The sequence below is a fragment of the Enterobacter sp. 22452 genome (genome assembly GCF_052045065.1).
GTDB classification, from domain to species: Bacteria; Pseudomonadota; Gammaproteobacteria; order Enterobacterales; family Enterobacteriaceae; genus Enterobacter; species Enterobacter mori.
Map to the genome: position 1 here is coordinate 830,342 of NZ_JBQEOB010000001.1, position 26,916 is coordinate 857,257.

A 26,916-nucleotide genomic window follows, 5' to 3' on the forward strand; every position below is an offset into this window, starting at 1 on the left:
TTAGCGTGAAATATCCCCCATGTTGCAACTTTGTGCAACCGTGTTAAATGTGACCTGGTTTGCAACCCGGAAAATGAATGGATTGTTAACGAATAGTTAGCTGGAAAAACGCACTGGCTTTTGGGCGGGAAGCCTGTTTTTATGCGGGAGTTAACACTTTTAAAAGGTGCAACCCGTAAAAGCGTGAGCAAGTGCAACCTATAGGAAACTCGTATCAAACCAGGGATGAAATTGATGTAAATGCAGTGTTAAATCGTTTGTCAGCGGGATGCGCATACGGCAGGATAGCGCGCCCAACAGAAACACAAGATACATTCACCTCGTTCCGGTGATCATATAACAAGGCAGCCCGGATGGTTGTCGCTCGACATTTTGGAGAATTTGAATGGCTATTAGCACACCGATGCTGGTGACATTTCTCGTTTATATATTTGGCATGATCCTGATAGGGTTTTTGGCATGGCGTTCAACAAAGAACTTTGACGACTACATTCTGGGCGGACGCAGTTTAGGCCCGATGGTGACCGCGCTCTCTGCGGGCGCTTCCGACATGAGCGGCTGGCTGTTGATGGGCCTGCCGGGCGCGATTTTCATCTCCGGTATCTCTGAAAGCTGGATCGCCATCGGTCTGACCGTGGGCGCGTGGATCAACTGGAAGCTGGTGGCAGGCCGTCTGCGCGTGCATACCGAGGCCAACAATAACGCCCTGACGCTGCCGGATTACTTCACCGGACGCTTTGAAGATAACAGCCGCGTTCTGCGCATTATCTCCGCGGTGGTTATTCTGCTGTTCTTCACCATCTACTGTGCCTCCGGCATCGTGGCCGGCGCGCGCCTGTTCGAAAGCACTTTCGGCATGAGCTATGAAACCGCGCTGTGGGCCGGTGCTGCGGCGACCATCCTCTATACCTTTGTGGGCGGTTTCCTGGCGGTAAGCTGGACCGACACCGTGCAGGCGAGCCTGATGATCTTCGCCCTGATCCTGACCCCGGTGATTGTGATTTTCACCGTTGGCGGCTTTGGCGATTCGCTGGAAGTGATCAAGCAGAAGAGCATTGAAAACGTCGACATGCTGAAAGGGCTGAACTTCGTTGCCATCGTCTCCCTGATGGGCTGGGGCCTGGGCTATTTCGGTCAGCCGCACATTCTGGCGCGCTTTATGGCGGCGGATTCTCACCACACCATCGTTCATGCCCGTCGCATCAGCATGACGTGGATGATCCTGTGTCTGGCAGGGGCGTGTGCGGTCGGCTTCTTCGGTATCGCGTACTTCAACAACAACCCGGCGCAGGCGGGCGCGGTGAACCAGAACGCCGAGCGCGTGTTCATCGAGCTGGCGCAAATTCTGTTTAACCCGTGGATTGCCGGTATCCTGCTCTCTGCAATCCTGGCGGCGGTGATGTCCACCCTGAGCTGCCAGCTGCTGGTCTGCTCCAGCGCGATCACCGAAGACCTCTACAAAGCCTTCCTGCGTAAAAACGCGAGCCAGAAAGAGCTGGTGTGGGTAGGGCGCTTTATGGTGCTGCTGGTGGCGCTGGTGGCCATTGCGCTGGCGGCGAACCCTGAAAACCGCGTGCTGGGGCTTGTGAGCTACGCGTGGGCGGGCTTTGGTGCGGCATTTGGTCCGGTCGTTCTGTTCTCCGTCATGTGGTCACGTATGACCCGTAACGGCGCGCTGGCGGGGATGATCATCGGTGCGGTTACCGTTATCGTCTGGAAACAGTTCGCGTGGCTGGGCCTGTACGAAATCATTCCGGGCTTCATTTTCGGCATTATCGGTATCGTGGTGTTCAGCCTGCTGGGTAAAGCACCGTCTGCTTCTATGCAGAAACGCTTTGCTGAAGCCGACGCGCATTACCACACTGCGCCACCGTCTAAACTTCAGGCAGAATAATTTTCCCACGTAACACCGTAGGCCGGGTAAGCGCAAGCGCACCCGGCTTTTTTCTTGCCAAAATCCGTATTTTCCTGTGATATCCATATGCTTATAACAATGAGGATAGCGAAGCATGACCATCAAAACAGGGGTAATCGCAGCGGCATTACTGATGCTGGCGGGCTGCAACGCGCCATCGCAACATGCGGCGGTTGAGACCTGCAAAGCGGATAACCAGATGCAGCAAACCACGCTTTATTTCGGCTTAAATCGTCCTGCCGGGGCGCAGATTACCGGCAACGAATGGCAGCAGTTTGTTGACCAGGACGTGACGCCGCGTTTTCGCGATGGCTTAACGGTATTTGATGCGCGCGGGCAGTGGCTGGGGAATGACGGGAAAGTGGCGCGTGAACCCAGCAAGGCATTGATGCTGATCCACGGTAAAGATGCGCAGAGCGAGAAGAACATCGAAGCGTTACGCGGAATTTATAAATCACGCTTCGCGCAGGAGTCGGTGATGCGTGTCGACCAGCCGGTGTGCGTGCAGTTTTAATGAAAACGGCGGGATAACCCGCCGTTGTTGTATCGTAGGCCCGCGCAAGCGAAGCGCCGCCGGGCACAAACGGCACAAAACTTACAGCACCAACCCCGCAAAGCTCGCCGACAGCAGGCTCACCAGCGTCGCGCCGTACACCAGACGCAGACCAAACCGCGATACCACGTTGCCCTGCTGCTCGTTCAGGCCCTTAATCGCCCCGGCGACGATACCGATTGAGGCAAAGTTAGCAAACGACACCAGGAAGACGGACAAAATACCCAGCCCGCGAGGGGACATCTGATGGGCGATTTTTTGCAGCTCGATCATCGCCACAAATTCATTCGCCACCAGTTTGGTTGCCATAATACTGCCCGCGTTTAAGGCATCGCTCAGCGGGATCCCCACCAGCCAGGCCAGGGGATAAAACACATAGCCCAGGATCTGCTGGAAGCTCATGCCAAATACGCTGGAGAAGAGGGCGTTAACGGCGCTAATAAGCGCGATAAAGCCAATCAGCATCGCCAGAATAATCATCGCCACCTTAAAACCGGCCAGAATATACTCGCCGAGCATTTCGAAGAAGCTCTGCGATTCATGCAGTTTTTCCAGCTTGATATCCGGCTCCGCTTCCGGGCGCGCCGGGTTGATGACGGAGAGAATAATAAAGGTGCTGAACATATTCAGAATAAGCGCCGCGACGACAAATTTGGCGTCGAGCATCGTCATATAGGCACCGACAATCGACAGGGAGACCGTCGACATGGCCGTGGCCGCCATGGTGAAGAGACGACGAGAGGAGAGATCCCCCAGCACGCCTTTGTAGGCAATGAAGTTTTCCGACTGACCGAGGATCAGCGAACTTACCGCGTTAAAGGATTCCAGCTTGCCCATACCGTTCAGTTTTGACAGCACTGTCCCGATGACGCGAATAAAAATTGGCAGGATCCGCCAGTGCTGAAGAATACCAATCAGTGCGGAAATAAAAATAATCGGACACAGCACGCCGAGGAAAATGAACGCCAGCCCTTTTTCTCCCATTCCGCCAAAGACGAAATTCGTCCCTTCGGCCGCAAATTTAAGCAGCGATTCGAAGAAGCCGGAGACATATTTAATAATAAACAGACCGCTTTCTGCGTGCAGGAAAAAGAATGCCAGCGCGATTTCAATAACAATCAGCTGTACAACAAAACGAATGCGAATTTTTCGGCGGTCGAAACTCACCAGCCAGGCAAGCGCAAGAATAATCACCAGCGCCAGCAGGAAATGGATAATCTTAAACATGGTTTATTTTCAGTTAGTTTTCGAGGTGGATATTTAGCCACAGCGCTGATTAACCGTAAATGGGCATTTTCGTTATAACTTATAAACGCAATCGTAACGGATGGAATTATTATCCTGCGATGCGGTTACAACTCGTCATCAAAAGGCCACATATTTCGCTTGTTTTTCTTCTTGCCGTAATGATAATCACTATCACAAGAATTTACCTTTCTTTGCATCAGTTGACCGCGATAAACATTTAAGGTGTCGGCATGTTTGTTCCATTTCTCATTATGTTACGTGAAGGCCTTGAAGCGGCCCTGATTGTCAGCCTTATCGCCAGCTATCTGAAGCGAACCCAGCGCGGACGCTGGATTGGCGTCATGTGGATTGGCGTCTTCCTTGCCGCGGCGCTCTGCCTGGGCCTGGGTATCCTCATCAATGAAACCACCGGCGAATTCCCGCAGAAAGAACAAGAGCTGTTCGAAGGGATCGTCGCCGTGATTGCGGTGGTGATCCTCACCTGGATGGTGTTCTGGATGCGTAAAGTCTCCCGCAACGTGAAGGTGCAGCTGGAGCAGGCGGTAGACAATGCCCTGCAGAAGGGGAACAACCACGGCTGGGCGCTGATCCTGATGGTCTTTTTTGCCGTTGCGCGTGAGGGGCTGGAATCGGTCTTCTTCCTGCTGGCGGCGTTTCAACAGGATGTCGGCATCTGGCCGCCGGTTGGCGCGATGCTCGGGCTGGCAACCGCGGTTGTGCTGGGCTTTCTGCTCTACTGGGGCGGCATTCGTCTCAATCTGGGCGCCTTCTTCAAGTGGACCAGCCTGTTTATTCTGCTGGTGGCGGCAGGGCTGGCGGCAGGGGCGATACGCGCCTTCCACGAAGCGGGCCTGTGGAACCACTTCCAGGACGTGGCGTTCGATCTCAGCAACGTTATCTCCACCCATTCACTGACCGGCACCCTGCTTGAAGGTATCTTCGGCTATCAGGAAACGCCGAGCGTCAGCGAAGTGGCGATGTACTTTATCTATCTGGTTCCGGCGCTGGTGCTGTTCGCTATGCCGCCGCGTACCGGCACCCAGGCGACGCGCGTTGCGCCGTAATGTGTAATTTAGTTACAACATACTTTTAAAGGGAAGAGTCATGGCAATTCAGTTCCGTCGTAGTGCGTTATGCGCAGGCATTGCCGCGCTGTTCGCTTCTTCATTCTCTGCCTGGGGCGCTGATGTTCCTCAGGTCAAAGTGACCGTCAATGATAAACAGTGCGAGCCGATGACCATCACGGTCAACAGCGGCAAAACCCAGTTTATCATCCAGAACCACAGCCAGAAGGCGCTGGAGTGGGAGATCCTCAAAGGCGTAATGGTGGTGGAAGAGCGTGAAAACATCGCCCCTGGCTTCAGCCAGAAGATGACCGCCAACCTGCAGCCGGGTGAATACGACATGACCTGCGGCCTGCTGACCAATCCGAAAGGTAAGCTGATCGTCAAGGGCAACGCCACGAAGGATGCCGCGAAGGGCGAAGCGCTGCTGAGCCTGGGCGAGGCCATCACCGCCTATAAAGCCTACGTCACCAAAGAGACGGCGGACCTGGTTGCGGGCACCAAAGCCTTTACCGATGCGGTGAAAGCCGGGGATATCGAAAAAGCGAAATCCCTGTACGCGCCAACCCGTCAGCACTACGAGCGCATCGAGCCGATTGCCGAGCTGTTCTCTGACCTCGATGGCAGCATCGATGCCCGTGAGGACGATTACGAGCAGAAGGCCGCCGATCCGAAATTTACCGGCTTCCACAGACTGGAAAAAGCCCTGTTTGGCGACAACTCCACCAAAGGGATGGAGAAATACGCCGATCAGCTGAACAGCGACGTGCTGGAGCTGCAAAAGCGCATCAGCGAGCTGGCCTTCCCACCGTCGAAAGTGGTTGGCGGCGCGGCCGGTCTGATTGAAGAAGTGGCTGCCAGCAAAATCAGCGGTGAAGAAGATCGCTACAGCCACACCGACCTGTGGGACTTCCAGGCCAACGTCGACGGCGCGCAGAAAATTGTCGATCTGCTGCGTCCTCAACTGCAAAAAGAGAACAGCGAACTGCTGGCCAAAGTGGATGCCAACTTCAAAAAAGTCGATACCATCCTGGCGAAGTACCGCACCAAAGACGGGTTCGAAACCTATGACAAACTGACCGACGCTGACCGTAACGCGCTGAAAGGCCCGATTACTACCCTGGCGGAAGATCTCTCCCTGCTGCGCGGCGTTCTGGGTCTGGACTAAGCACGATGAACAAGCATGACGAGCACGACGTGGCGGAACCTTCCCGACGTCGTTTGTTAAAAGGGGTAGGGGCGCTCGGCGGCGCGCTTGCCCTGGCAGGCGGCTGCCCGGTGGCGCATGCGGCTAAACCGCAGAGTGCCCCCGGCACACTGTCGCCGGATGCGCGCATGGAGACGCAGCCGTTTTATGGCGAGCATCAGGCGGGCATTCTGACGCCGCAGCAGGCCTCCATGATGCTGGTGGCGTTTGATTCGCTGGCCAGCGATAAAGCCGATCTGGTGCGTCTGTTCCGCCTGCTGACAACGCGTATTGCGTTTCTCACCGCGGGCGGTCCGGCACCGGAAACGCCAAATCCGCGTTTGCCGCCGATGGACTCCGGTATTCTCGGGGCGTTTATCGCCCCGGATAACCTGACCATTACCGTGTCGGTGGGCGAGTCGCTGTTTGATGACCGCTACGGCCTGGCAAAACAGAAGCCGAAAGCGCTGCAAAAAATGACGCGCTTTCCAAATGACTCCCTCGACGCGGCGCTGTGCCACGGCGATCTGCTCCTGCAGATTTGCGCCAATACCCAGGACACGGTGATCCACGCCCTGCGCGATATCATCAAGCACACGCCGGATCTGCTGAGCGTGCGCTGGAAGCGGGAAGGGTTTATCTCTGACCACGCTGCCCGCAGTAAAGGCAAAGAGACGCCGGTGAACCTGCTGGGCTTTAAGGACGGCACGGCCAACCCCAACAGCAGCGATGCGGCGCTGATGAAAGACGTGGTGTGGGTGACGGCGGATCAGGGTGAACCGGCGTGGGCGGTGGGCGGCAGCTACCAGGCGGTGCGCATTATCCAGTTCCACGTGGAATTCTGGGACCGCACGCCGCTGAAAGAGCAGCAGACCATATTCGGCCGCGACAAGCAGAGCGGGGCGCCGCTGGGCATGAAGCACGAGCACGATGTGCCGGACTACGCGAGCGATCCTGACGGGAATACCATCGCGCTCGACAGCCATATTCGCCTTGCGAACCCGCGCACCAAAGAGACGCAGTCGAGCCTGATGATGCGTCGTGGCTACAGCTATTCGTTAGGCGTGACCAACTCTGGTCAGCTTGATATGGGGCTGCTGTTTGTCTGCTATCAGCACGATCTGGAGAAAGGGTTCCTCACCGTACAGAAGCGGTTAAACGGCGAAGCGCTGGAAGAGTATATTAAGCCCATCGGCGGCGGTTATTTCTTTGCCCTGCCTGGCCCGCGCGACCGGAACGCGTACCTCGCTCAAGGGCTGATCGAAGCCTGATAATCGTCCCTGCGATAGTTCGCGGGGACATTATTTTTTCATATGACTATCTTGTTGTTATATTTCTGTAATATTTCTATATAAGACTGAATCCACTGCAGGTGCAGTCTTAAAAGTTGCATTCAGGTAAAATAAATGTTGCATTTATGATAACTCCTGATGTACTTAAGATAAGACAGCGGTAGTTCCCGGCAGTGATGCTGAATCACTATGGAGATCGCGAATGGTTGGGTCCTGTACTGGACAAGGTAAACATAACAACCGCAGCACCCGGCGCGGAGGCTCTGACTCCGGCAGCGATTTCCTCACCACTAAATTCTCCCCTTCACCTCAAGAATCTGATTCCACCGACGTGCAGACTGGTGCGCGTAGCTATTCTGTATCGTCATCCGGTAAAGCAAGCAATGGCTTACAAGGAAGCCAACCCTCTGATGTTCGTGCGCATAATCGTGCCGAAGCTGGCGCGTGTGATGAATACCAACAACTCAAGGTGCTATCCATGGGAAGACAAAAAGCAGTGATCAAAGCTCGTCGCGAAGCAAAACGTGTGCTGAGACGGGATTCACGTAGCCATAAACAGCGTGAAGAAGAATCGGTCACCTCGCTTGTGCAGATGAGTGGCGTAGAAGCAATTGGCATGGCCCGAGACAGCCGTGATAATTCTCCAATTGTTGCGCGCAATGAGGCTCAGGCGCACTACCTGAATGCTATCGAGAGTAAACAGCTCATCTTTGCAACCGGTGAAGCCGGATGCGGGAAAACCTGGATTAGTGCAGCCAAAGCGGCGGAAGCGCTGATCCATAAGGACGTGGAGCGCATTATTGTTACCCGTCCGGTACTGCAAGCTGATGAAGATCTCGGCTTCTTGCCCGGAGATATTTCGGAGAAGTTTGCCCCATACTTCAGGCCCGTTTATGACGTGCTGGTGAAGCGACTGGGTGCATCCTTTATGCAGTACTGCCTGCGACCAGAGATTGGCAAGGTGGAAATCGCGCCGTTCGCCTATATGCGCGGACGTACATTTGAAAATGCGGTCGTTATTCTTGACGAGGCTCAGAACGTGACCGCAGCGCAAATGAAAATGTTCTTAACGCGCCTCGGGGAGAACGTGACGGTTATCGTTAACGGCGATATTACCCAGTGTGACCTGCCGTCCGGCGTGAAATCCGGGCTGAGCGACGCCATGTCACGTTTTGAGGAAGATGAAATGATTGGGGTGGTACGTTTCACCAAAGATGACTGCGTGCGCTCGGCGCTCTGCCAGCGCACGCTGCAAGCGTATTATTGAGTTTGCTGTTGTGTTCAAGGCCCGGGAAACCGGGCTTTGTTTTTTGTGCGGGCTTTTTGTCGGGTGGCGCTGCGNACCCGTAGGCCGGGTAAGCGCAGGGAGTCTCAAGGTTCGAATCCCCAGGTGCGTTCCAAAAGAAAAAAGCCCGTACTTTCGTACGAGCTCTCATCTTAAATATGGCGGTGAGGGGGGGATTCGAACCCCCGATACGTTGCCGTATACACACTTTCCAGGCGTGCTCCTTCAGCCACTCGGACACCTCACCATATTGTTTTGCTGCCTGACCGCTTGGGGGGCAACGGGGCGCTACTATAGGGAGTTGCGCTAAAACGGTCAAGCAGATTTTCTGTATTCGTGTGCGTTCGGTTAAGCCTTAATCAGCTCTTGTCGCAGCACGGGTTATTAACGCTGTGAATCGAGCACTTCGCTGTTTTTAACCACTTCCTGTGCTTTGCCGTAGCTTTCGATCAACAGCTGATAAGCAGGGAAGATGTGGGTGTATACCTCAGCCCACTCAGCCGCGTCTTCACGATTCCATGTCCGCTGGATCTCAGAGGCCACAGCCGCCGTATCCATTGGCACCACGCCAGCCTGCACAACACGCGCCAGGGTGATCTCCTGGGCCATCTTGCTGTAGGTGCCGGAGGCATCAATCACCGCAAACACTTTATACCCATCTGCAACTGCGCTGATTGACGGGAAGGCCATGCAGACGCTGGTGATAGTGCCCGCGATGATCAACGACTTACGTCCGGTCGCTTTCACCGCCGCAACAAACTCCGGGTTGTCCCAGGCGTTGATTTCACCTTTACGGGCAACATATTGTGCATGCGGCGCGTTAGCGTGGATCTCTGGGATCAGCGGTCCGTTCGGCCCCTGTGGTACGGACGCCGTAGTGATAACCGGGATCTTCGCCAGGGTAGCGATTTTCGCTAACGCCGCCGCACGAGCTCGCAGCTCTGGCATTGGCATGTCACCAACGGTCTGGAACAGACCGCTCTGGTGATCGATAAGCAACATCACCGCATCGTTAACATCAATGACCGGACGTGCTCCATTAAAATTGGCAGGTGTAGACATGTTCTTCTCCTTTATTACGATTACGATCGGATCTGGCCGAAGCGGCCGGAGTTGAAATCACGAATAGCTTCCGCGATCTCGGTTTTAGTGTTCATTACAAACGGGCCATAGCCGACGATGGGTTCATTGAGCGGCGCGCCGGCCATCAGCAGCACTTTGGCATCGCTGCTTGCCTCAAGGTGCAGTTTGTCGCCTTCCTGACTCAGCACCACCAGCTGGGCTTCTCCCGCCTGAGCAGTGCCGTTCACCGTAACGTGACCTTCCAGCACCACCAGCGCCGTGCTCCAGCCCTCCGGCTGAGCGAGCGTAAGATGGCTTCCCTGATTAAGGGCAAGATCCCAGACGTTCAGCGGCGAAAAGGTGTGCGCAGGGCCGGTAATATCGTCGTAGCGTCCGGCGATAACCCGCACCGTTCCGCTGTTGTCCGGTAACGCCACAACCGGGATGTCGCTTTTGGTGATGCTCTGGTAGCCCGGCGTCGCCATTTTGTCTTTGGCTGGCAGGTTGACCCAAAGCTGCATCATTTTCAGTTCCCCGCCTTTTTGCGAGAACGCGCTGGAGTGGAACTCCTCGTGCAGGATGCCTGCACCTGCCGTCATCCACTGCACGTCGCCGGGGCCAATGACGCCGCCTTTACCCGTGGAGTCGCGATGCTCCACTTCACCGGAATAGACGATGGTGACCGTTTCAAAACCCCGGTGAGGATGTTGGCCTACGCCGCGTTTCGCCCCATCTGCCGGAAAGGTGTACGGACCTGCGTAGTCCAGCAGCAAAAACGGACTCAGTGGCTCGCCGTGGGTTTGATAAGAAAACATCGAACGAACCGGGAAACCATCGCCAACCCAGTGCTGGCGGGGAGCGGTATAAACGCCTGTTACGTTTTTCATGATTAACTCCTGATGTTCTGTTGATGTAATTAGCTTATATTCAGAGTTAATATCCCGGTAGATAGGGAAAATGGCATTCACTGTTCCGAAAATAGAACGATGGGGTTTTATGCAGGATCTCAATGACTTTGTCTGGTTTGTGAAGGTGGTCGACCACGGGGGGTTTGCGGCGGCGGGAAGGGCGCTCGACCAACCCAAGTCCAAACTGAGCCGCAGGATTGCGCAGCTGGAAGAGCGGCTTGGCGTGCGGTTGATACAGCGCACTACGCGCCAGTTTACGGTGACGGAAGTGGGGCAGACCTTCTATCAGCACTGTAAGGCGATGCTGATAGAAGCAGAAGCGGCAGAGGAGGCCGTTGCTGCGCTGCAGGCTGAGCCGCGCGGCGTCGTCAGGATCACCTGTCCCGTCACGTTACTGCACGTCCACGTGGGACCGATGCTGGCACGGTTTATGGCGCGCTACCCCGGGATTAATCTCCAGCTTGAGGCCACCAATCGGCGGGTCGATCTTGTGGGCGAAGGCATTGATGTGGCGATCCGCGTGCGTCCGCGTCCGTTTGATGACAGCGATCTGGTCTTAAGGGTGCTGGCTGACAGGGGGCATTGCCTGGTGGCGAGTCAGCAGTTGATTGAACGTATGGGTAAACCTCGAATGCCTTCTGAGCTCAGTGAATGGCCTGGTTTAAGTATGGGGGCCGGTAAACAGGTGCATAAATGGGATCTCAGTGGTCCAGAGGGAGCGAAAGCGGAGATCCACTACGCACCGCGCTTTATTACCACCGACATGCTGGCACTGCGGGAAGCGGCGATGGCGGGCGTAGGCGTTGTACAGTTGCCGATATTGATGGTGAAGGATCAGCTTGCGTCAGGGGAACTGGTACGGGTGCTGGACGCGTGGGAACCCCGACGGGAAGTGATTCACGCGGTTTATCCTTCGCGGCGCGGCATGCTGCCGTCGGTCAGGACGCTGGTAGATTTTCTGACCGAAGAGTATGCGCGAATGGTGGAAGAGTAGTTTTTTGTAGGTCGGGTAAGCGCAGCGCCACCCGACATAAAGAGCGCAGGGAGTCTCAAGGTTCGAATCCCCAGGTGCGATCCAAAAGAAAAAAGCCCGTACTTTCGTACGAGCTCTCATCTTAAATATGGCGGTGAGGGGGGGATTGACTCGCTTCGCTCGCCCTGCGGGCATCCTGTTCGCTGCGCTCTCAGTCTGTCCAACTGGCTGTCGCCAGTTGTCGAACCCCGGTCGGGGATTCTCATCCCCCCTTTCGGAGAATATAAAAGAAAAAAGCCCGTACTTTCGTACGAGCTCTCATCTCGAATATGGCGGTGAGGGGGGGATTCGAACCCCCGATACGTTGCCGTATACACACTTTCCAGGCGTGCTCCTTCAGCCACTCGGACACCTCACCATATTGTCATCCCGTTGTTGCCGGGACGGGCGCTAATGTAAGGAAAAGCCGAACTGGCGTCAACTCACTTTTTCAGTAATTTAGCGTATTTAGACAAACTTCAAGCAACCTGATTCCTAAATGTGCACAAAGCGCCTCTTTTATCAGCAACGCGGTTTCCTGATAAATTTGTTATGCTGGCAATCCACTTGAAAATGAAAACAAAACAGCGCACTAAAAGGCAGGAATGACTATGGATATTCTCTTCTATCACCCTACATTTGATACCGCTTACTGGATCGACGCACTTTCGGCGGCGCTGCCCGGCGCACGCGTACGCGAGTGGAAGCGTGGCGATAATGAACATGCCGACTATGCGCTGGTCTGGCACCCGCCGGTTGAGATGCTGCAGGGCCGCAAGCTGAAGGCGGTTTTCGCCCTGGGCGCGGGCGTTGATTCGATCCTCAGTAAACTGAAAGCGCATCCAGAAATGCTGCCTGACAATATTCCGCTGTTCCGTCTCGAAGACACGGGGATGGGCCAGCAGATGCAGGAGTATGCCGTGAGCCAGGTGCTGCACTGGTTCCGCCGCTTCGACGATTATCAGGCCTTTAAACAGCAATCCCACTGGGAGCCGCTGCCGGATTATCGACATGAAGATTTCACCGTCGGGATCCTCGGCGCAGGCGTGCTCGGCTCAAAAGTGGCAGAAGCACTCGCTCCGTGGGGCTTCCCGCTACGCTGCTGGAGCCGTAGCCGTAAGGATTATCCGGGCGTCGAGAGTTTTGCCGGAACGGATGAGCTTCCTGCGTTCCTGAAAGGGACTCGCGTGCTTATCAACCTGCTGCCGAATACCGCCGAAACGGTGGGCATTATCAATACCACTCTCCTGAACCAGTTAGCCGAGCAGAGCTACTTGATGAACCTCGCGCGCGGGGTCCATGTCGTGGAGGGCGATCTGCTGAACGCGCTGGAAAGCGGAAAACTCAAAGGCGCCATGCTGGACGTTTACAGCCGTGAGCCACTGCCAGCGGAAAGCCCGCTGTGGGCGCACCCGCGCGTCGCGATGACGCCACACGTGGCTGCCGTGACGCGTCCGGCAGAAGCGGTGGCGTATATATCCCATACCATCAGCGAAATGGAAAAGGGTAACGCGGTCACCGGACAGGTCGACAGACAGCGCGGCTACTGAGAGAAACCCGGCGTTCGCCGGGTTTTTGCTAATATTCGCCGCTGATAACTGCTATCCTTTGGAAAAACCGCAGAGGAGAGAAAGATGTATCCCGTAGACCTGCATATGCACACCGTCGCCAGCACCCACGCGTATAGTAACCTCCATGATTATATCGCCCAGGCTAAGCTCAAGGGCATCAAGCTTTTTGCGATTACCGATCATGGCCCGGATATGGCGGATGCGCCGCACTACTGGCATTTTGTGAATATGCGGATTTGGCCACGTTTGGTGGACGGTATCGGGATACTGCGCGGCATAGAGGCGAACATCAAAAATACCGACGGTGAGATCGACTGCACCGGCCCGATGGTGACCTCTCTTGACCTTATCCTTGCCGGTTTCCATGAGCCGGTCTTTGCGCCTCAGGATAAAGAGACCAACACCGCGGCGATGATTGCGACCATTGCCAGCGGCAATGTGCACATTATCAGCCACCCCGGTAACCCGAAGTATCCGATTGATATTCAGGCTGTCGCGCAGGCGGCAGCGAAACACCGCGTGGCGCTGGAGATTAATAACTCCTCCTTTGTTCACTCGCGTAAGGGCAGTGAAGCCAACTGTCGCGCCGTGGCTGCCGCCGTGCGTGATGCGGGGGGAATGGTGGCGCTGGGGTCCGATTCTCATACCGCGTTTACGCTGGGTGATTTCAGTGAGTGTATGAAAGTATTAAATGACGTTGATTTCCCGGAAGCGCAAATCCTGAACGTGACGCCACGCCGCATGCTCGATTTCCTCGAGTCGCGCGGAATGGAGCCGATTGCCGAATTTGCCGATCTTTAATTGTGTAATGGAATAAAAAATGAACGAGTTTTCCATCCTTTGCCGCGTGCTGGGTACGCTCTATTATCGCCAGCCGCAAGACCCGCTGTTGGTTCCGCTTTTCACGCTGATCCGTGAAGGTAAGCTGGCGCAGAACTGGCCGCTGGAACAGGATGATTTGCTGGAACGTCTGCAAAAAAGCTGCGACATGCAGCAGATTTCAACGGATTACAATGCGCTGTTCGTCGGTGACGAGTGCCGTGTTTCGCCGTACCGTTCTGCCTGGCAGGAAGGGGCGACGGAAGCAGAAGTGCGTGCGTTTCTCTCCGAGCGCGGGATGCCGCTGAGCGATACGCCAGCCGATCACATCGGTACGCTGCTGCTTGCGGCCTCCTGGCTTGAAGACAATGCCGGTGATGACGAAAATGAAGCCATCGAAACCCTGTTTGAAACCTATCTGCTGCCGTGGGTTGGGACGTTCCTGGGTAAAGTTGAAGCCCATGCCACCTCGCCATTCTGGAGAACCCTGGCACCGCTGACGCGTGATGCGATTGCTGCGATGTGGGATGAGCTTGAAGAAGAGAATGAAGAGTGATTTAGATCACAAAAATCCTGCAACGATACATTTCAACTTGCACATAATGTGCTTCTGATCGCATTTCTATGGCGCGCTTCTGCTAAGATGCGCGCCATGAACATATTACTTTGTATTGCACTGACAACAGGCATCCTCTCCGGTATCTGGGGATGGGTGGCCGTGTCTCTCGGATTGCTCAGTTGGGCCGGGTTCCTCGGCTGCACCGCCTATTTCGCCTGCCCGCAGGGTGGCGTCAAAGGGCTATTCATCTCCGGATGTACCCTGATGAGCGGTGTGATTTGGGCGCTGGTGATCATGAAGGGCAGCGCGATGGCGCCGCACCTGGAGATCCTGGGCTATGTCATGACGGGCGTGGTCGCATTTTTAATGTGCGTTCAGGCAAAGCATTTGCTGCTATCGTTCGTACCGGGAACGTTCATGGGGGCCTGCGCGACCTTTGCAGGGCAGGGGGACTGGAAGCTGGTCGTTCCCTCGTTGGCGCTGGGACTTCTTTTCGGCTATGCCATGAAAAATAGCGGCCTGTGGCTGGCAGCGCGGCGAGAAAAAACGCAAAACATCACCGCGGTGAGTGAATAAAAAAAGGCGAGACAGGGATCTCGCCTTTTTTATACGCTTTCGATCAGGATTCCGGCGGCACCGACATATCGCGGTATTTTACCAGTACCGGGTTTTGCGCCTCTGATTTGTTCTGCAGATCCCACAGCCCACGATCGATACCATCGTTAATCAGGAAGATAACCCCGGTTTCGATAGCCGACATCAGACACAGCATCACCGGTTCGTTAGAGGTATACCCAATTTCACCCTCCAGCAGACGCTGGTAGTCGATAAAGCGGAATACCCCGGCCTGAACTTCATACGAGAGAATGGTTTTGCTGGTGTTCACGGAGGATAAGATCTCACCCGTGCTCACGTTAACCACGCGCAGGTTGACGGCAATCTGGTCGAGTTGATACTGGGTGTCAGCACCGATACCGAAGTAACGCGCACCTGCTCCCCCCGATTTCACGTTACTTTCGTAACCGATAATCGAGCCTTCCACCATGATATTGGCCGCGGTAAGCGACTGAAGTGGCATACGATTATTCACGCCAACGGTTCCGTTTTCCTGTGCGGCGCGGATGATTTTTCGTTCATTCAGCAGGTTTTGCAATCCCTGGCGTTCCAGAGGAATAAACCAGCGTGAATCCTTCAGGGCAGTGACCAGCATGGCGGTTGCACTCTGCGGCACGGCCGTAGAGAAGTTACTTGCCGGATACGGTTTAAACTGTCCTGTTTCATCCTGAATGTTATATACCGAGACAAATATCTTACCGGTTGGTGTCGGCAGATGGGTTAAATCGCGGTAGCTTTGTGCCCGAGGCATTAATGTTGGCTTAGCGGCTTCTTTGGGGGGAGCAGTTAAACAACCGCTCAATAAGCACACTGCAACAATGATCAAAAAGCGCTGCATGATAATTGTCCTTATTTTGGGGTTGTTTAAAAATCAGTCGAACTGGTTTGCAAACCCGACACCTGGATTGTCGATGTTTTTCCGGTTTTGCGATCCGTAACGTTCAACTGAAGCTGCCCATCTTTGTTGGCGATATCGACGATAAAGTCGTTAGTCACCATGCGGCCGGGTTTACCGGTATTAATATTGGTTAATAAGCCACCTAATATTTGCGACTGGATGGCCTGGGTGAAGTTATCCAGCGCTGACGGGGTTTCGATACCGAAATCGTCGTCAAAGCTTGGGTCTTTGTAAGAGTTTTGAGCCTGGGCTTCGTTAAGCATGAATGCCCCGTTGTTCGGGTTGCCGCCAAAATTAGGGTTGCGGAACTGGAAGGTCATATTCCCGGCCCAGCTTAGCGGTGCAATGAGCATTAACGAAATCACTGTGTGTGCGAGACGCATTACAGCCTCCGAAATAAGTATCGTTGTTAGAACTCATCTTTTGCTAAATCGCCTGTACTCAGCAGGGCTTTATCTAACTGCAGACGATTAATAGCTTCTTCTGTTTGAGCCAGGGCAAAAGCGACGTTCTGATCGAAGTCTCTTTTGGTGGGGAACAGGAAGGTCTGGTAAATAACATCCTGATTGGCTGTTATTGTGATCCAGCTTCCCCACCGTGCACTGGGCCGTTCGTTGATTGTTAAGTTACCGGGGTAGTCACTTTCCCATTTATCGCTGAAGGCGCGGTAGAAATCGTGCCCGATAGATGTGACAGTGTGGTCGGTTAACAATCCGGGAACCTCAACTTCCACTGCCTGGAGATTCCCGGCCGCAAGCAGGAAACCTGCTGCAGCAATCCAACTCAACGTGCGTTTCATGCTATTAACGCCTGAGGTTATCGTTTGCCCATGAAACTGCCTGAGTCCGGTTTTTAACAGCTATCTTCTTGAAAAGATTATAAAGGTGCGTCTTGACCGTATTTTCGCTGATAAATAACGAACGGGCGATTTCAATGTTTGAAGCACCAATGCGCAACTTGTTCAGGATCTCTTTCTCACGATGCGTCAGCAGTGCAGACTCTGTACTGTTGTAGCGATAATTTCCGGAGTGTGTAATGAGGTAGCTGGCAAGCTTTTGCGAGAAATAGCATTCGCCTCGCAATATGCCCTGCAAGCCTTCCACGACACGATTCTCTTCTTCAGTGACGTAGAACACGCCATTGATATGCGGCCAGCTTTCTATGTCTCTAAAAGGATACTCATCAGGGGTATTCAATAATAACACGCGGATATTATTGTTTTTCCTGCTTAAGTTATCTTGCCAGTAATGGATCAGCTTTTTATCCGCTTCCATCATATCGAGAAGAATGATACTGCCAGGTGCAATGTCATCAAAAGAACGTTGAATATTATGCAATTTCCCGTTCAATGAAAGAGATTGCTTTAAATGCTGCAATAATGCTGTCGCTTGTAAAGAAGGTTTGGTGATCAACAATAATGTATGACCATGTAAACTATGGACTTCATTAAACATGATGAAACCCCACTTTATTTATGACACCTGGCAGCTATCCCTTGTTAATAGATAAGGAATACCAGAAGTACTGACAGATGTGGCACTGCTGTGTGTAGAATCAAACCATTCCTCCAGAGGAGGACGGAAATAAAAATAAAATGACTTACTACTGTTTTCAATCTAGCTATTACAAACGTTAAAGCAAGTGTTAATCATGTAACTAAATGTAAAATTCAATATTAAATTGTGTATTTGGGGTAATAAATTAGTTTTTTTTTAAGAGAAAAGTTGTACATGAGAATAACACTGCACACATTTTAAAAATCATACAAATAATTATAACTGCATGAAAAAATAGTGGATTTATAATTCTTCCCCCACCGGTAAAAGGTATGAGATACATAAGAAAACTAAGCCTTCCCTCATCAGGGCATTCCTTCTTAAGAAAACTCACCCTGTGTGACAAGGTTTTCAAATTGTCTCGCGTGAGTGTGGTGAAGTCAGGCTGCGTAAGGCTGGACAAGAAACCTGCCATTGTACAGGATCTGAGAGAGACGATTTTTTTCTCGCGCTAAACCTAACGTCTGCCAGCGTATTTTTACCGGAATTAATACTTTGAGGTGAAGTCATTAATTAAAATAAGCCGCGCGGGTGAGATATTTAAATTGTTTCGGCAGACATACTCTTTTTCGTAACGCGGCGTTAACAAAAAAACGATTCGCGTTTATGCATGAAGAAACGTTGTTTTGTGTATAGCCAGGTCCAGGGTGACAACATGAAAAACAGAACGTTATTTATGATGTTTACATTACTGGGTGTGCCTGGATTTGTAACCGCAGGCGGTTCGGACTTAGCCGGTTCTGAATATAACTTTGCGGTTAATGAATTAAGTAAGTCTTCCTATAATCAGGCAGCCATTATTGGTCAACAAGGTTCAGGTAATTCTACTGATATTCGTCAGGACGGTTCCAAATTAATGTCCGTTGTCTCTCAGGAAGGTGGAGGCAACCGAGCGAAGGTTGATCAATCAGGAACTTATAACCTTGCTTATATCGATCAAGATGGAAATGGTAATGACGCGAGTATTAAGCAGGACGCTTTTGGTAATACCGCAATGATTATCCAAAAAGGGTCGGCTAACAGAGCGAGTATTACGCAATATGGTACGCAGAAAACAGCAGTTGTAGTGCAGAGACAGTCACAAATGGCCATCCGCGTTATTCAACGTTAGGGCGTTGTGGCGACTTAATCAATCCGATGGGGGTTTACCATGAAACTTTTTAAAGTGGCAGCAATTGCAGCAATCATCGTTTCTGGCAGTGCTTTCGCAGGTGCGGTACCACAATTTGGCGGCCACGGTCATGGCCACGGCGGTGGCGGTAATAGCGGTCCTGACTCAACCCTGAGCATTTACCAGTATGGTGGCGGCAACTCTGCTCTTGCCTTGCAAACGGATGCAAGAGATTCAGAATTGACAATTACCCAGCACGGCGGCGGTAACGGTGCTGATGTTGGACAAGGATCTGATGACAGCACCATCGATTTGCTGCAGAAAGGCTTTGGTAACAGCGCAACCATTGACCAGTGGAACAGCAAAAACTCCGTCATCGATGTTAAACAGTTTGGCGGCGGCAACGGTGCGGCAGTGGACCAGACAGCATCTGGATCAACTGTTACCGTGCATCAGGTCGGCTTTGGCAACAATGCGACCGCACATCAATACTGATTTCAAATCTGTGCTACAAAAAAACAGGGCATTTGCCCTGTTTTTTTTCGGGAGTTCATCATGAATACGTTAATACTCCTTGCCGCGCTTTCCAGCCAAATAACCTTTAAAACATCGCAGCAGGGAAATATGACCACCATTATTCCGCAGGTCACCCTGACACACGCGTGCGATTGTCAGGTTCAAATTTTGTCCGTTCGCCAGGGGGAGGGAGGACAAAGTACCTCACGCCAGCAAAATACCTTCTCTATACCCGCTAATCAGACGATTGATTTGATGAGACTGAGTTTAAATATTGGTACAGGGGATACGGTGAAAATTACGGTCACCGTCTCTGACGGAAAATCGCTGCATTTATCACAACAATGGTCGCCTGCAGAACGTTCGCTTTAATCATTCACAAAATCAATGATTTGGGAATGTGGCGGGAGTTGAAAGGTGTAACTATGATGATATCAGGAGCTGAACTCGTTTCGCTGTTCAATTACCTGCTACCCCGTTGTCATACTGGAGCGCTTTTACCCCTCAAGGATGATTTATTTTGAGGAGTACAACTTGTGACCAAATCTACCGCTCTGCTCATCTCAGGTTTTAGCCTGATTGTCTCGGCTTATATGACACCCGCATTTTCAGCGACGATTGTTGAAGGTGGTGTTATCCATTTCCGTGGTGCCATTGTTGCCGATCCCTGTGAGATTACCCCTCAACATCGTCAGTTTGCGATGTCCTGCCCGGAAAATAACCGTATCCAGACCCGAATGGTCAGCTATGAGGAGGCACTGAATGGGCGCTCGGCCTATCCAGGGCTGGCAACCGTGAGTATGCAGTATCTCAATCCTGAGAAAACGCTGGCCGTTGTTAAGGTGGAATATCGCTAGCCGTTTTAAACGATAGTTTTTTCTGACCCTCCCCTCTGCGATACACTTAAGAAAAAGGCGGGTAGCAGGGGGAATGTATGAGACCGCAAATCGAGATTATTCACGGCGATATCACAACGTTACATGTTGATGTGATCGTCAATGCAGCGAATTCATCGTTGCTGGGGGGAGGCGGCGTGGATGGCGCCATTCATCGCGCTGCCGGGCCGCAATTGCTCGAAGCCTGTAAGGCCGTGCGTCAACAACAGGGGGAATGCCCGCCGGGGCATGCCGTGATTACGCTGGCAGGGGATCTGCCCGCCAAAGCCGTTATTCACGCCGTGGGACCGGTGTGGCAGGGGGGCGAGCACCACGAGGCACGGATCCTTGAGGATGCTTACCGTAACTGCCTGCGCCTCGCTGCGGACAATGGCTATAAAACCCTGGCGTTTCCTGCCATCAGCACCGGTGTTTATGGCTATCCTAAAGCGGCTGCCGCGACCATTGCGGTGAATACCGTGTACCACTACCTTTCCCTGAAGCCCATGCCGGAAAAGGTCATCTTTGTCTGTTTCGACGAAGAAACCACGCATCTCTACCAGAGACTTTTGACCCAGCGTGGAGAAGAACTGGACGGCTGATACAAAAGCGGCGCCGTATCGGCGCCGCTTTTTCGATCAGGCTTTAACCTGCGGTTTCCCGGAGAAGAGGAACCGCAGTAGCGGGATACGCAGGTGGATCTCGTACAGCACGATGGCAATCCCAATCACGAAGACCAGCCCGGTGAAGAAGCCGAGCGTGTTGGAAGCAATATGCGGAGTGATGTAAGCGCCGAAGAACAGCGTCAACGGGTGATGCACCAGATAAATGAACAGTGATGCATTGACGAAATAGGTAACGCGGCTGGATTTAAAGTTCAGCAGGCGATGACCGAGGGCAAACACCACGTTCACCATCCACAAGCCCAGCAGCATGGTAATGACACTCTCTGTTTCGTACATCCACGCGTCACCGCTGCCGTAGCGCTGATTGAGAAGATAGGCTGCGAAGGCAAGGGCTGCGCCGACGGCACACCAGGGCGACGGTTGGGTAAACAACGCTTTTAACTGCGGATAGACAAACGCCAGCGCTCCCACCAGGAAGAAAGGAATGTAGAACAGCGACTGCATCACCACGAAATTAAACAGCCCGTCGCTCAGGATGGGTGGATAGACAACGAACAGCGTGCGTCTGATGGCCGCGTAGACAATCCCCAGCACCAAAAAGAGCAGGGACAGTTTACCGAGCGTTATGTTGGCAAAGAAAGTGTCTGACGTAGCGCTTAAATGACGGCGCAGACGGCTGAAGATGACCAGACTGACAGTGGTAAGAACCACCAGAACCAGCAGGAACCAAAGGTGTGAAACCAGCTCCCAGACCAGCGTATTGTACTTTTCATATAGCGACAGGTTAGGCCAGTTTTCCGCTTTGCCTTTCACATACTGCAGCATAATGAATTGCGGCAGCGTCAACAGCGGGATGGCGGTGAGCATCGGTATGCCGACGCGCTCTACGCGCACCTTCCACCATCGCTTAAGCGGGTAGCGCAAAAAAAGCATATAAGAGAAGTAGCCGGATATGACAAAAAACACCTGCATACGGAAGGCGTGGATGAAGTCATTAAACAGCGTCAGCCACCAGGAGGGCATTTGGCTGTTCACGTGCCACGTGTGGCTGGAATAAATCAATGAAATGTGAAATGGGATCCCCAATAGCATCAGCCATGCCCGGATCGAGTCGAGGAAATATTCACGTTGTACGGGTGTTGTGCTCATATAACTCAGTACATTCTCAGACTAATCGCCTTATCCCTAAGACGCATAATGGTTACATTCGAAGCCAACCCTACACCAAGACCGACACCCCTGTCTCCAGGATAAGCACGCAAAGTGAAAAGCGGGTTCTTTCATTTGCTTAATCCCTGAGCCAGCGAGCTGAACAAAGCAGTGATAATGTTGTCGGATTGCCTGAGTTTCCATTAAAATGGATCGGATCGATATAAGCACACAAAGGGGGAAGTGCTTACTTATTATGAAACATAAATCACAAATGATGAAAATGCGTTGGTTGGGTGCGGCAGTGTTGTTGTCCCTGTATACCTCATCGGCCTGGTCCTTTACCATCGATGACGTTGCTAAACAGGCCAAGTCTATGGCTGGCAAGAGCTACGAAGCGCCAAAAAGTAACCTGCCCTCCGTTTTCCGTGACATGAAATACGCGGACTATCAGCAGATCCAGTTCAATCACGACAAAGCATACTGGAACAACGTTAAAACCCCGTTCAAGCTTGAGTTTTATCATCAGGGTATGTATTTCGACACGCCTGTTGCTATCAATGAAGTGACGGCAACCGCGGTACGTAAAATCAAGTACAGCCCGGATTATTTCAATTTCGGCGATGTGCAGCACGACAAAGACACGGTTAAGGACCTGGGCTTCGCCGGCTTCAAAGTGCTTTACCCAATTAACAGCAAAGATAAAAACGACGAAATCGTCAGCATGCTCGGTGCCAGCTACTTCCGCGTGATTGGCGCAGGGCAGGTGTACGGGCTTTCCGCACGTGGTCTGGCTATTGATACCGCGCTGCCATCAGGTGAAGAATTCCCACGTTTCCGCGAGTTCTGGATCGAGCGTCCAAAACCAACGGATAAACGTCTGACAATCTATGCGCTGCTGGACTCCCCTCGTGCAACAGGTGCATACCGCTTCGTGATCATGCCGGGACGCGACACCGTCGTTGACGTGCAGTCCAAAGTTTACCTGCGCGATAAAGTGGGCAAGCTGGGCGTTGCACCGCTGACCAGTATGTTCCTGTTCGGGCCGAACCAGCCGTCTCCGGCGACCAACTTCCGCCCGGAGCTGCATGACTCTAACGGTCTCTCTATCCATGCCGGTAACGGCGAGTGGATCTGGCGTCCGCTGAATAACCCGAAACACCTCGCGGTGAGCAGCTTCGCGATGGAAAATCCGCAGGGCTTTGGTCTGCTGCAGCGTGGCCGTCAGTTCTCTCGCTTTGAAGACCTTGATGACCGTTACGATCAGCGTCCAAGCGCCTGGGTAACCCCGAAAGGTGACTGGGGTAAAGGGAAAGTCGAGCTGGTTGAAATTCCAACCAACGACGAAACCAACGATAACATCGTCGCTTACTGGACCCCGGACCAGCTTCCGGAAGCCGGTAAAGAGATGAACTTCAAATACGCCATCACCTTTAGCCGTGACGAAGACAAACTGCATGCGCCGGATAACGCGTATGTGATGCAGACTCGCCGTTCAACGGGTGATGTGAAGCAGTCAAACCTGATCCGTCAGCCTGACGGTACCGTGGCTTTCATCGTGGACTTCGCGGGCCAGGACATGAAAAAACTGTCCCCGGATACCGCCGTGACTGCGCAGGCGAGCATCGGTGATAACGGTGAGATCGTTGAAAATGCCGTACGTTACAACCCGGTAACGAAAGGGTGGCGTTTGACCCTGCGCGTGAAAGTGAAAGATCCGAAACAGACCACTGAAATGCGCGCCGCGCTGGTCAGCAACGATCAGCCGCTGAGTGAAACCTGGAGCTATCAGCTACCTGCCAATGAATAATACATCTGAATATATTGATGCCATGCCGCTGACGGACATTGAAAAAGCGGCACTGCCTAAAAGCGACATCCGTGCGGTACACACCGCGCTGGATGGCGATCATCGTCAGTTTACACGTGATGATGATACGCCGCTGGGGTCAGTAAAGGCGCGTCTGGAGCAGGCCTGGCCAGACTCGCTGGCAGAAGGACAGCTGATTAAAGACGACGAAGGGCGTGCCCAGCTTCAGGCGATGCCGAAAGCCACGCGTTCTTCTATGTTCCCCGATCCATGGCGCACCAACCCGGTGGGTCGCTTCTGGGATCGCCTGCGCGGACGTGACGTCACGCCGCGCTATCTGTCGCGTCTGACCAAAGAAGAGCAGGCCTCAGAGCAGAAGTGGCGTACTGTCGGAACGATCCGTCGCTACACGCTGTTACTGCTGACGCTGGCGCAGACGGTGGTGGCAACCTGGTACATGAAGACCATTCTGCCGTATCAGGGCTGGGCGCTGATCAACCCGGCTGACATGGTAGGCCAGGATATCTGGGTCTCCTTCATGCAGCTGCTGCCGTATATTCTGCAAAGCGGCATTCTGCTGTTGTTTGCCGTTCTCTTCTGCTGGGTCTCGGCGGGTTTCTGGACCGCGCTGATGGGCTTCCTGCAGCTGCTGATGGGGCGTGATAAATACAGTATTTCAGCGTCAACGGTCGGGGATGAGCCCCTCAATCCTGAGCACCGTACTGCGCTGATTATGCCTATCTGTAACGAAGACGTTGACCGCGTGTTTGCGGGGCTGCGTGCAACCTGGGAGTCTGTTAAGGCGACCGGTAACGCAGAGCATTTTGACGTTTACATCCTGAGCGACAGCTACAACCCGGATATCTGCGTAGCAGAACAAAAAGCCTGGATGGAGCTGATTGCGGAAGTGCAGGGCGAAGGGCAGATCTTCTATCGTCGTCGCCGCCGCCGTGTGAAGCGTAAAAGCGGTAACATTGATGACTTCTGCCGTCGCTGGGGTAATCAGTACAGCTACATGGTGGTATTGGATGCCGACTCCGTGATGAGCGGTGACTGTCTGAGCGGTCTGGTCCGCCTGATGGAAGCCAACCCGAACGCCGGTATCATTCAGTCCTCGCCGAAAGCGTCCGGAATGGACACGCTTTACGCACGTTGCCAGCAGTTTGCGACCCGTGTGTACGGCCCGCTGTTTACGGCTGGTCTGCACTTCTGGCAGTTGGGTGAATCCCACTACTGGGGCCACAATGCGATTATCCGCGTGAAGCCGTTCATTGAGCACTGCGCACTTGCGCCGCTGCCGGGTGAAGGGTCTTTTGCCGGGTCGATTCTGTCGCATGACTTCGTGGAAGCAGCGCTGATGCGCCGCGCAGGGTGGGGCGTCTGGATTGCCTACGACCTGCCAGGCTCATACGAAGAACTGCCGCCGAACCTGCTGGATGAGCTCAAACGTGACCGTCGCTGGTGCCACGGTAACCTGATGAACTTCCGCCTGTTCCTGGTGAAAGGGATGCACCCGGTTCACCGTGCGGTATTCCTGACCGGCGTGATGTCCTATCTCTCTGCACCGCTGTGGTTTATGTTCCTGGCGCTGTCGACTGCCTTACAGGTGGTTCATGCCCTGACGGAGCCACAATACTTCCTGCAACCGCGCCAGCTGTTCCCGGTGTGGCCGCAGTGGCGTCCGGAGCTGGCGATTGCGCTGTTTGCGTCGACGATGGTGCTGCTGTTCCTGCCTAAGCTGCTCAGTATCATCCTGATCTGGTGCAAAGGCTCGAAAGAGTACGGCGGTTTCTGCCGCGTGACGCTCTCGCTGCTGCTGGAAGTGCTGTTCTCCGTGCTGCTGGCTCCGGTACGCATGCTGTTCCATACCGTATTTGTGGTCAGCGCGTTCCTGGGCTGGGAAGTGGTCTGGAATTCACCGCAGCGTGATGACGACTCCACCCCGTGGAGCGAAGCCTTCATGCGTCACGGTTCGCAGCTGCTGCTCGGTCTGGTGTGGGCTGCGGGGATGGCGTGGCTGGATCTGCGCTTCCTGTTCTGGCTGGCGCCGATTGTCTTCTCGCTGATCCTGTCGCCGTTTGTGTCCGTGATCTCCAGCCGTTCAACGGTGGGGCTGCGTACCAAACGCTGGAAGCTGTTCCTGATCCCGGAAGAGTATTCCCCGCCGCAGGTGCTGGTGGATACCGACAAGTACCTGGAGCAGAACCGCAGCCGTTCGCTGGATGATGGCTTTATGCACGCGGTGTTTAACCCGTCATTCAACGCCCTGGCGATGGCAATGGCGACCGCGCGTCACCGCGCCAGCCAGGTGCTGGAGATCGCCCGCGATCGCCACGTTGAGCAGGCGCTGAACGAGACGCCGGAAAAACTCAATCGCGACCGCCGTTTGGTGCTGCTGAGCGACCCGGTCACCATGGCGAGGCTTCACTATCGCGTGTGGTCTGCTCCGGAGAAATACTCTTCGTGGGTGGGCTACTACAAAGAGCTGAAGCTGAATCCGCTGGCGCTGAAGGCGAAGTAAGCTGCTAAGTAGGGCGGGTAAGCGAAGCGCACCCGCCAGATAAAATACCGGCTGCGAGGCCGGTATTTTTTTAGAGGTAATGAATGAAAATAATTGTCGTGGTGTTGATGACATGCCTGCTCAGCGGTTGCGGCAGCATTATCAGCCGCACTATTCCGGGACAAGGTCACGGGAATCAGTATTATCCCGGCGTCAAATGGGACGTACGAGATTCCTCCTGGCGCTACCTGACCGTGCTCGATCTGCCGTTTTCGCTGATCTTCGACACGCTTTTGCTGCCCATCGACGCCAGCCATGGGCCTTACGAGTAATGAGAGCTTAACGTTCGTCCCACTCATCGGCTGCGGTCTGGCCCTCTTCGGTATCCAGCGGCGGTTCGAGTTGAAATTCGCCCTCATCCCATTCATGCAGGGTATTTTCTTCAAGCCATTCCTGGCGTAATTCAATTTCGTCGTAATCGCCGTCAAAGACGGCCTGAGCACCTTCACCGCTCAATATCGGCAAACATTCTCCCTCTTCACCGTCATCGGCAAAAAATTCGGCCTGCCACATAATATCGCCGTCCTGCAGGACATACTTTTGGATATTGAGTTGTTGCACGTCAGCATCTTCTTCCTCAATGCCGGGATTATCGGCGAGGAATTCTTCACGAGCGGCATCAATAGCTTCTTCCAGCGTGGCGTACATGGTCATCGGTGTCTCCCTGTTTTTCATGAAGGTATTCAGGGAAAGAATAGCTGATTCTCTGATTTTGCAAGTATGAAT

Annotated in this window: 28 protein-coding genes, 2 tRNA genes and 1 other RNA gene; 19 read left to right on the forward strand and 12 right to left on the reverse strand. The window is 53.5% G+C overall.

All coding sequences use genetic code 11. From position 1 onward, the window contains the following. Positions 1–385 precede the first annotated feature (385 nt). Both putP and ACTJJA_RS03945 read left to right on the forward strand, forming a co-directional pair. Positions 386–1,894 (forward strand): sodium/proline symporter PutP, encoded by a 1,509-nt coding sequence (gene putP, locus ACTJJA_RS03940; RefSeq protein WP_440666307.1) that lies wholly within the window; start codon positions 386–388, stop codon positions 1,892–1,894. Positions 1,895–2,009: 115 nt separating this feature from the next. Then, complete coding sequence (locus ACTJJA_RS03945; protein ID WP_440666309.1) at positions 2,010–2,429, forward strand: DUF3574 domain-containing protein; 420 nt, start codon at positions 2,010–2,012, stop codon at positions 2,427–2,429. A gap of 81 nt (positions 2,430–2,510) precedes the next feature. On the opposite strand, the gene ACTJJA_RS03950 is transcribed toward ACTJJA_RS03945, so the two are convergent. Further along, entirely contained in the window at positions 2,511–3,695 is a 1,185-nt protein-coding gene (locus tag ACTJJA_RS03950; protein WP_211446557.1) for a NupC/NupG family nucleoside CNT transporter, read from the reverse strand. A 251-nt stretch (positions 3,696–3,946) separates the two neighbouring features. Here ACTJJA_RS03950 and efeU point away from each other — a divergent pair, with 251 nt between their 5' ends. The 4 genes from efeU to phoH all read left to right on the forward strand — a co-directional run bounded on the left by efeU (position 3,947) and on the right by phoH (position 8,525). Continuing rightward, positions 3,947–4,780: an iron uptake transporter permease EfeU gene (gene efeU / locus ACTJJA_RS03955; protein WP_440666311.1), complete on the forward strand. Its 834-nt coding sequence runs from the start codon at positions 3,947–3,949 to the stop codon at positions 4,778–4,780. A 40-nt stretch (positions 4,781–4,820) separates the two neighbouring features. Continuing rightward, on the forward strand, positions 4,821–5,948 hold the full coding sequence (efeO, locus tag ACTJJA_RS03960; protein ID WP_440666313.1) for an iron uptake system protein EfeO: 1,128 nt from the start codon (positions 4,821–4,823) through the stop codon (positions 5,946–5,948). 5 nt (positions 5,949–5,953) lie between these two features. Then, positions 5,954–7,237: an iron uptake transporter deferrochelatase/peroxidase subunit gene (efeB, locus tag ACTJJA_RS03965; protein ID WP_211446554.1), complete on the forward strand. Its 1,284-nt coding sequence runs from the start codon at positions 5,954–5,956 to the stop codon at positions 7,235–7,237. Positions 7,238–7,736: 499 nt separating this feature from the next. After that, on the forward strand, positions 7,737–8,525 hold the full coding sequence (gene phoH / locus ACTJJA_RS03970; protein WP_008503509.1) for a phosphate starvation-inducible protein PhoH: 789 nt from the start codon (positions 7,737–7,739) through the stop codon (positions 8,523–8,525). Between the two features lie 177 nt (positions 8,526–8,702). Here the strand turns inward: phoH and ACTJJA_RS03975 are convergent. The 3 genes from ACTJJA_RS03975 to ACTJJA_RS03985 form a co-directional block, all read right to left on the reverse strand. After that, positions 8,703–8,790: transfer RNA gene (locus tag ACTJJA_RS03975), tRNA-Ser, on the reverse strand. Between the two features lie 137 nt (positions 8,791–8,927). After that, a complete protein-coding gene (locus ACTJJA_RS03980) occupies positions 8,928–9,605 on the reverse strand; it encodes an isochorismatase family protein (RefSeq protein ID WP_440666315.1) in 678 nt (225 codons plus the stop codon). A gap of 20 nt (positions 9,606–9,625) precedes the next feature. Beyond that, complete coding sequence (locus ACTJJA_RS03985; RefSeq protein WP_278434758.1) at positions 9,626–10,492, reverse strand: pirin family protein; 867 nt, start codon at positions 10,490–10,492, stop codon at positions 9,626–9,628. Between the two features lie 109 nt (positions 10,493–10,601). Here ACTJJA_RS03985 and ACTJJA_RS03990 point away from each other — a divergent pair, with 109 nt between their 5' ends. After that, positions 10,602–11,507, forward strand: a complete 906-nt coding sequence (locus ACTJJA_RS03990) for a LysR family transcriptional regulator (protein WP_126817899.1) — start codon at positions 10,602–10,604, stop codon at positions 11,505–11,507. 128 nt (positions 11,508–11,635) lie between these two features. On the opposite strand, the gene ACTJJA_RS03995 is transcribed toward ACTJJA_RS03990, so the two are convergent. Beyond that, positions 11,636–11,772: non-coding RNA, RtT sRNA (locus tag ACTJJA_RS03995), on the reverse strand. Positions 11,773–11,816: 44 nt separating this feature from the next. Then, positions 11,817–11,904: transfer RNA gene (locus ACTJJA_RS04000), tRNA-Ser, on the reverse strand. Between the two features lie 232 nt (positions 11,905–12,136). Between ACTJJA_RS04000 and ghrA the strand changes: the two genes are divergently transcribed. The 4 genes from ghrA (at position 12,137) to ACTJJA_RS04020 (ending at position 15,050) form a co-directional block, all read left to right on the forward strand. Then, a complete protein-coding gene (gene ghrA / locus ACTJJA_RS04005) occupies positions 12,137–13,075 on the forward strand; it encodes a glyoxylate/hydroxypyruvate reductase GhrA (RefSeq protein ID WP_440666318.1) in 939 nt (312 codons plus the stop codon). 84 nt (positions 13,076–13,159) lie between these two features. Next, positions 13,160–13,897 carry a phosphatase gene (locus tag ACTJJA_RS04010; protein WP_440666320.1) on the forward strand — a complete coding sequence of 246 codons (738 nt, stop codon included), beginning with the start codon at positions 13,160–13,162 and terminating at the stop codon, positions 13,895–13,897. Positions 13,898–13,916: 19 nt separating this feature from the next. Next, on the forward strand, positions 13,917–14,471 hold the full coding sequence (locus ACTJJA_RS04015; protein ID WP_042719419.1) for a TorD/DmsD family molecular chaperone: 555 nt from the start codon (positions 13,917–13,919) through the stop codon (positions 14,469–14,471). 96 nt (positions 14,472–14,567) lie between these two features. Continuing rightward, a complete protein-coding gene (locus tag ACTJJA_RS04020) occupies positions 14,568–15,050 on the forward strand; it encodes a DUF1097 domain-containing protein (RefSeq protein ID WP_440666322.1) in 483 nt (160 codons plus the stop codon). Between the two features lie 43 nt (positions 15,051–15,093). Here ACTJJA_RS04020 and csgG read toward each other — a convergent pair whose 3' ends face one another. Genes csgG through csgD form a run of 4 tightly spaced genes read right to left on the reverse strand, consistent with a single transcriptional unit; the run spans position 15,094 to position 17,441 of the window. Then, the gene (gene csgG / locus ACTJJA_RS04025) at positions 15,094–15,927 is read right to left on the reverse strand and encodes a curli production assembly/transport protein CsgG (protein ID WP_010429561.1); all 834 of its coding nucleotides are present in this window, start codon (positions 15,925–15,927) and stop codon (positions 15,094–15,096) included. 26 nt (positions 15,928–15,953) lie between these two features. Beyond that, positions 15,954–16,370 carry a curli production assembly/transport protein CsgF gene (csgF, locus tag ACTJJA_RS04030; protein WP_010429564.1) on the reverse strand — a complete coding sequence of 139 codons (417 nt, stop codon included), beginning with the start codon at positions 16,368–16,370 and terminating at the stop codon, positions 15,954–15,956. Positions 16,371–16,396: 26 nt separating this feature from the next. Then, a complete protein-coding gene (gene csgE / locus ACTJJA_RS04035; protein WP_010429567.1) occupies positions 16,397–16,786 on the reverse strand; it encodes a curli production assembly/transport protein CsgE in 390 nt (129 codons plus the stop codon). Positions 16,787–16,790: 4 nt separating this feature from the next. Continuing rightward, complete coding sequence (csgD, locus tag ACTJJA_RS04040) at positions 16,791–17,441, reverse strand: biofilm master transcriptional regulator CsgD (RefSeq protein WP_010429571.1); 651 nt, start codon at positions 17,439–17,441, stop codon at positions 16,791–16,793. A gap of 757 nt (positions 17,442–18,198) precedes the next feature. Here csgD and csgB point away from each other — a divergent pair. From csgB to ymdB, 5 genes are all read left to right on the forward strand, one after another. Then, positions 18,199–18,654 carry a curli minor subunit CsgB gene (csgB, locus tag ACTJJA_RS04045; RefSeq protein ID WP_089597832.1) on the forward strand — a complete coding sequence of 152 codons (456 nt, stop codon included), beginning with the start codon at positions 18,199–18,201 and terminating at the stop codon, positions 18,652–18,654. 39 nt (positions 18,655–18,693) lie between these two features. Next, on the forward strand, positions 18,694–19,149 hold the full coding sequence (gene csgA / locus ACTJJA_RS04050; RefSeq protein WP_440666326.1) for a curli major subunit CsgA: 456 nt from the start codon (positions 18,694–18,696) through the stop codon (positions 19,147–19,149). Between the two features lie 60 nt (positions 19,150–19,209). Further along, positions 19,210–19,542: a curli assembly chaperone CsgC gene (gene csgC / locus ACTJJA_RS04055; protein WP_238459505.1), complete on the forward strand. Its 333-nt coding sequence runs from the start codon at positions 19,210–19,212 to the stop codon at positions 19,540–19,542. A gap of 164 nt (positions 19,543–19,706) precedes the next feature. After that, positions 19,707–20,027, forward strand: coding sequence for a type 1 fimbrial protein (locus ACTJJA_RS04060; protein ID WP_440666328.1), 321 nt, complete (start codon positions 19,707–19,709; stop codon positions 20,025–20,027). Positions 20,028–20,104: 77 nt separating this feature from the next. Then, positions 20,105–20,647 carry an O-acetyl-ADP-ribose deacetylase gene (ymdB, locus tag ACTJJA_RS04065; RefSeq protein WP_010429585.1) on the forward strand — a complete coding sequence of 181 codons (543 nt, stop codon included), beginning with the start codon at positions 20,105–20,107 and terminating at the stop codon, positions 20,645–20,647. Positions 20,648–20,683: 36 nt separating this feature from the next. Here the strand turns inward: ymdB and mdoC are convergent, their stop codons facing one another. After that, positions 20,684–21,820, reverse strand: a complete 1,137-nt coding sequence (gene mdoC / locus ACTJJA_RS04070; protein ID WP_440666330.1) for a glucans biosynthesis protein MdoC — start codon at positions 21,818–21,820, stop codon at positions 20,684–20,686. A gap of 274 nt (positions 21,821–22,094) precedes the next feature. On the opposite strand from mdoC, the gene mdoG reads away from it, so the two are divergent. From mdoG to ACTJJA_RS04085, 3 genes are all read left to right on the forward strand, one after another. Continuing rightward, positions 22,095–23,630 carry a glucans biosynthesis protein MdoG gene (gene mdoG / locus ACTJJA_RS04075; protein ID WP_010429591.1) on the forward strand — a complete coding sequence of 512 codons (1,536 nt, stop codon included), beginning with the start codon at positions 22,095–22,097 and terminating at the stop codon, positions 23,628–23,630. After that, positions 23,623–26,151, forward strand: coding sequence for a glucans biosynthesis glucosyltransferase MdoH (gene mdoH, locus ACTJJA_RS04080; protein WP_440666332.1), 2,529 nt, complete (start codon positions 23,623–23,625; stop codon positions 26,149–26,151). The genes mdoG and mdoH overlap by 8 nt, the downstream gene beginning before the upstream one ends. Positions 26,152–26,234: 83 nt before the next feature. Beyond that, on the forward strand, positions 26,235–26,462 hold the full coding sequence (locus ACTJJA_RS04085) for a YceK/YidQ family lipoprotein (RefSeq protein WP_440666334.1): 228 nt from the start codon (positions 26,235–26,237) through the stop codon (positions 26,460–26,462). Positions 26,463–26,469: 7 nt separating this feature from the next. Here ACTJJA_RS04085 and ACTJJA_RS04090 read toward each other — a convergent pair whose 3' ends face one another. Beyond that, positions 26,470–26,844 (reverse strand): MysB family protein, encoded by a 375-nt coding sequence (locus ACTJJA_RS04090; protein ID WP_100167059.1) that lies wholly within the window; start codon positions 26,842–26,844, stop codon positions 26,470–26,472. Between the last annotated feature and the right edge of the window lie 72 nt (positions 26,845–26,916).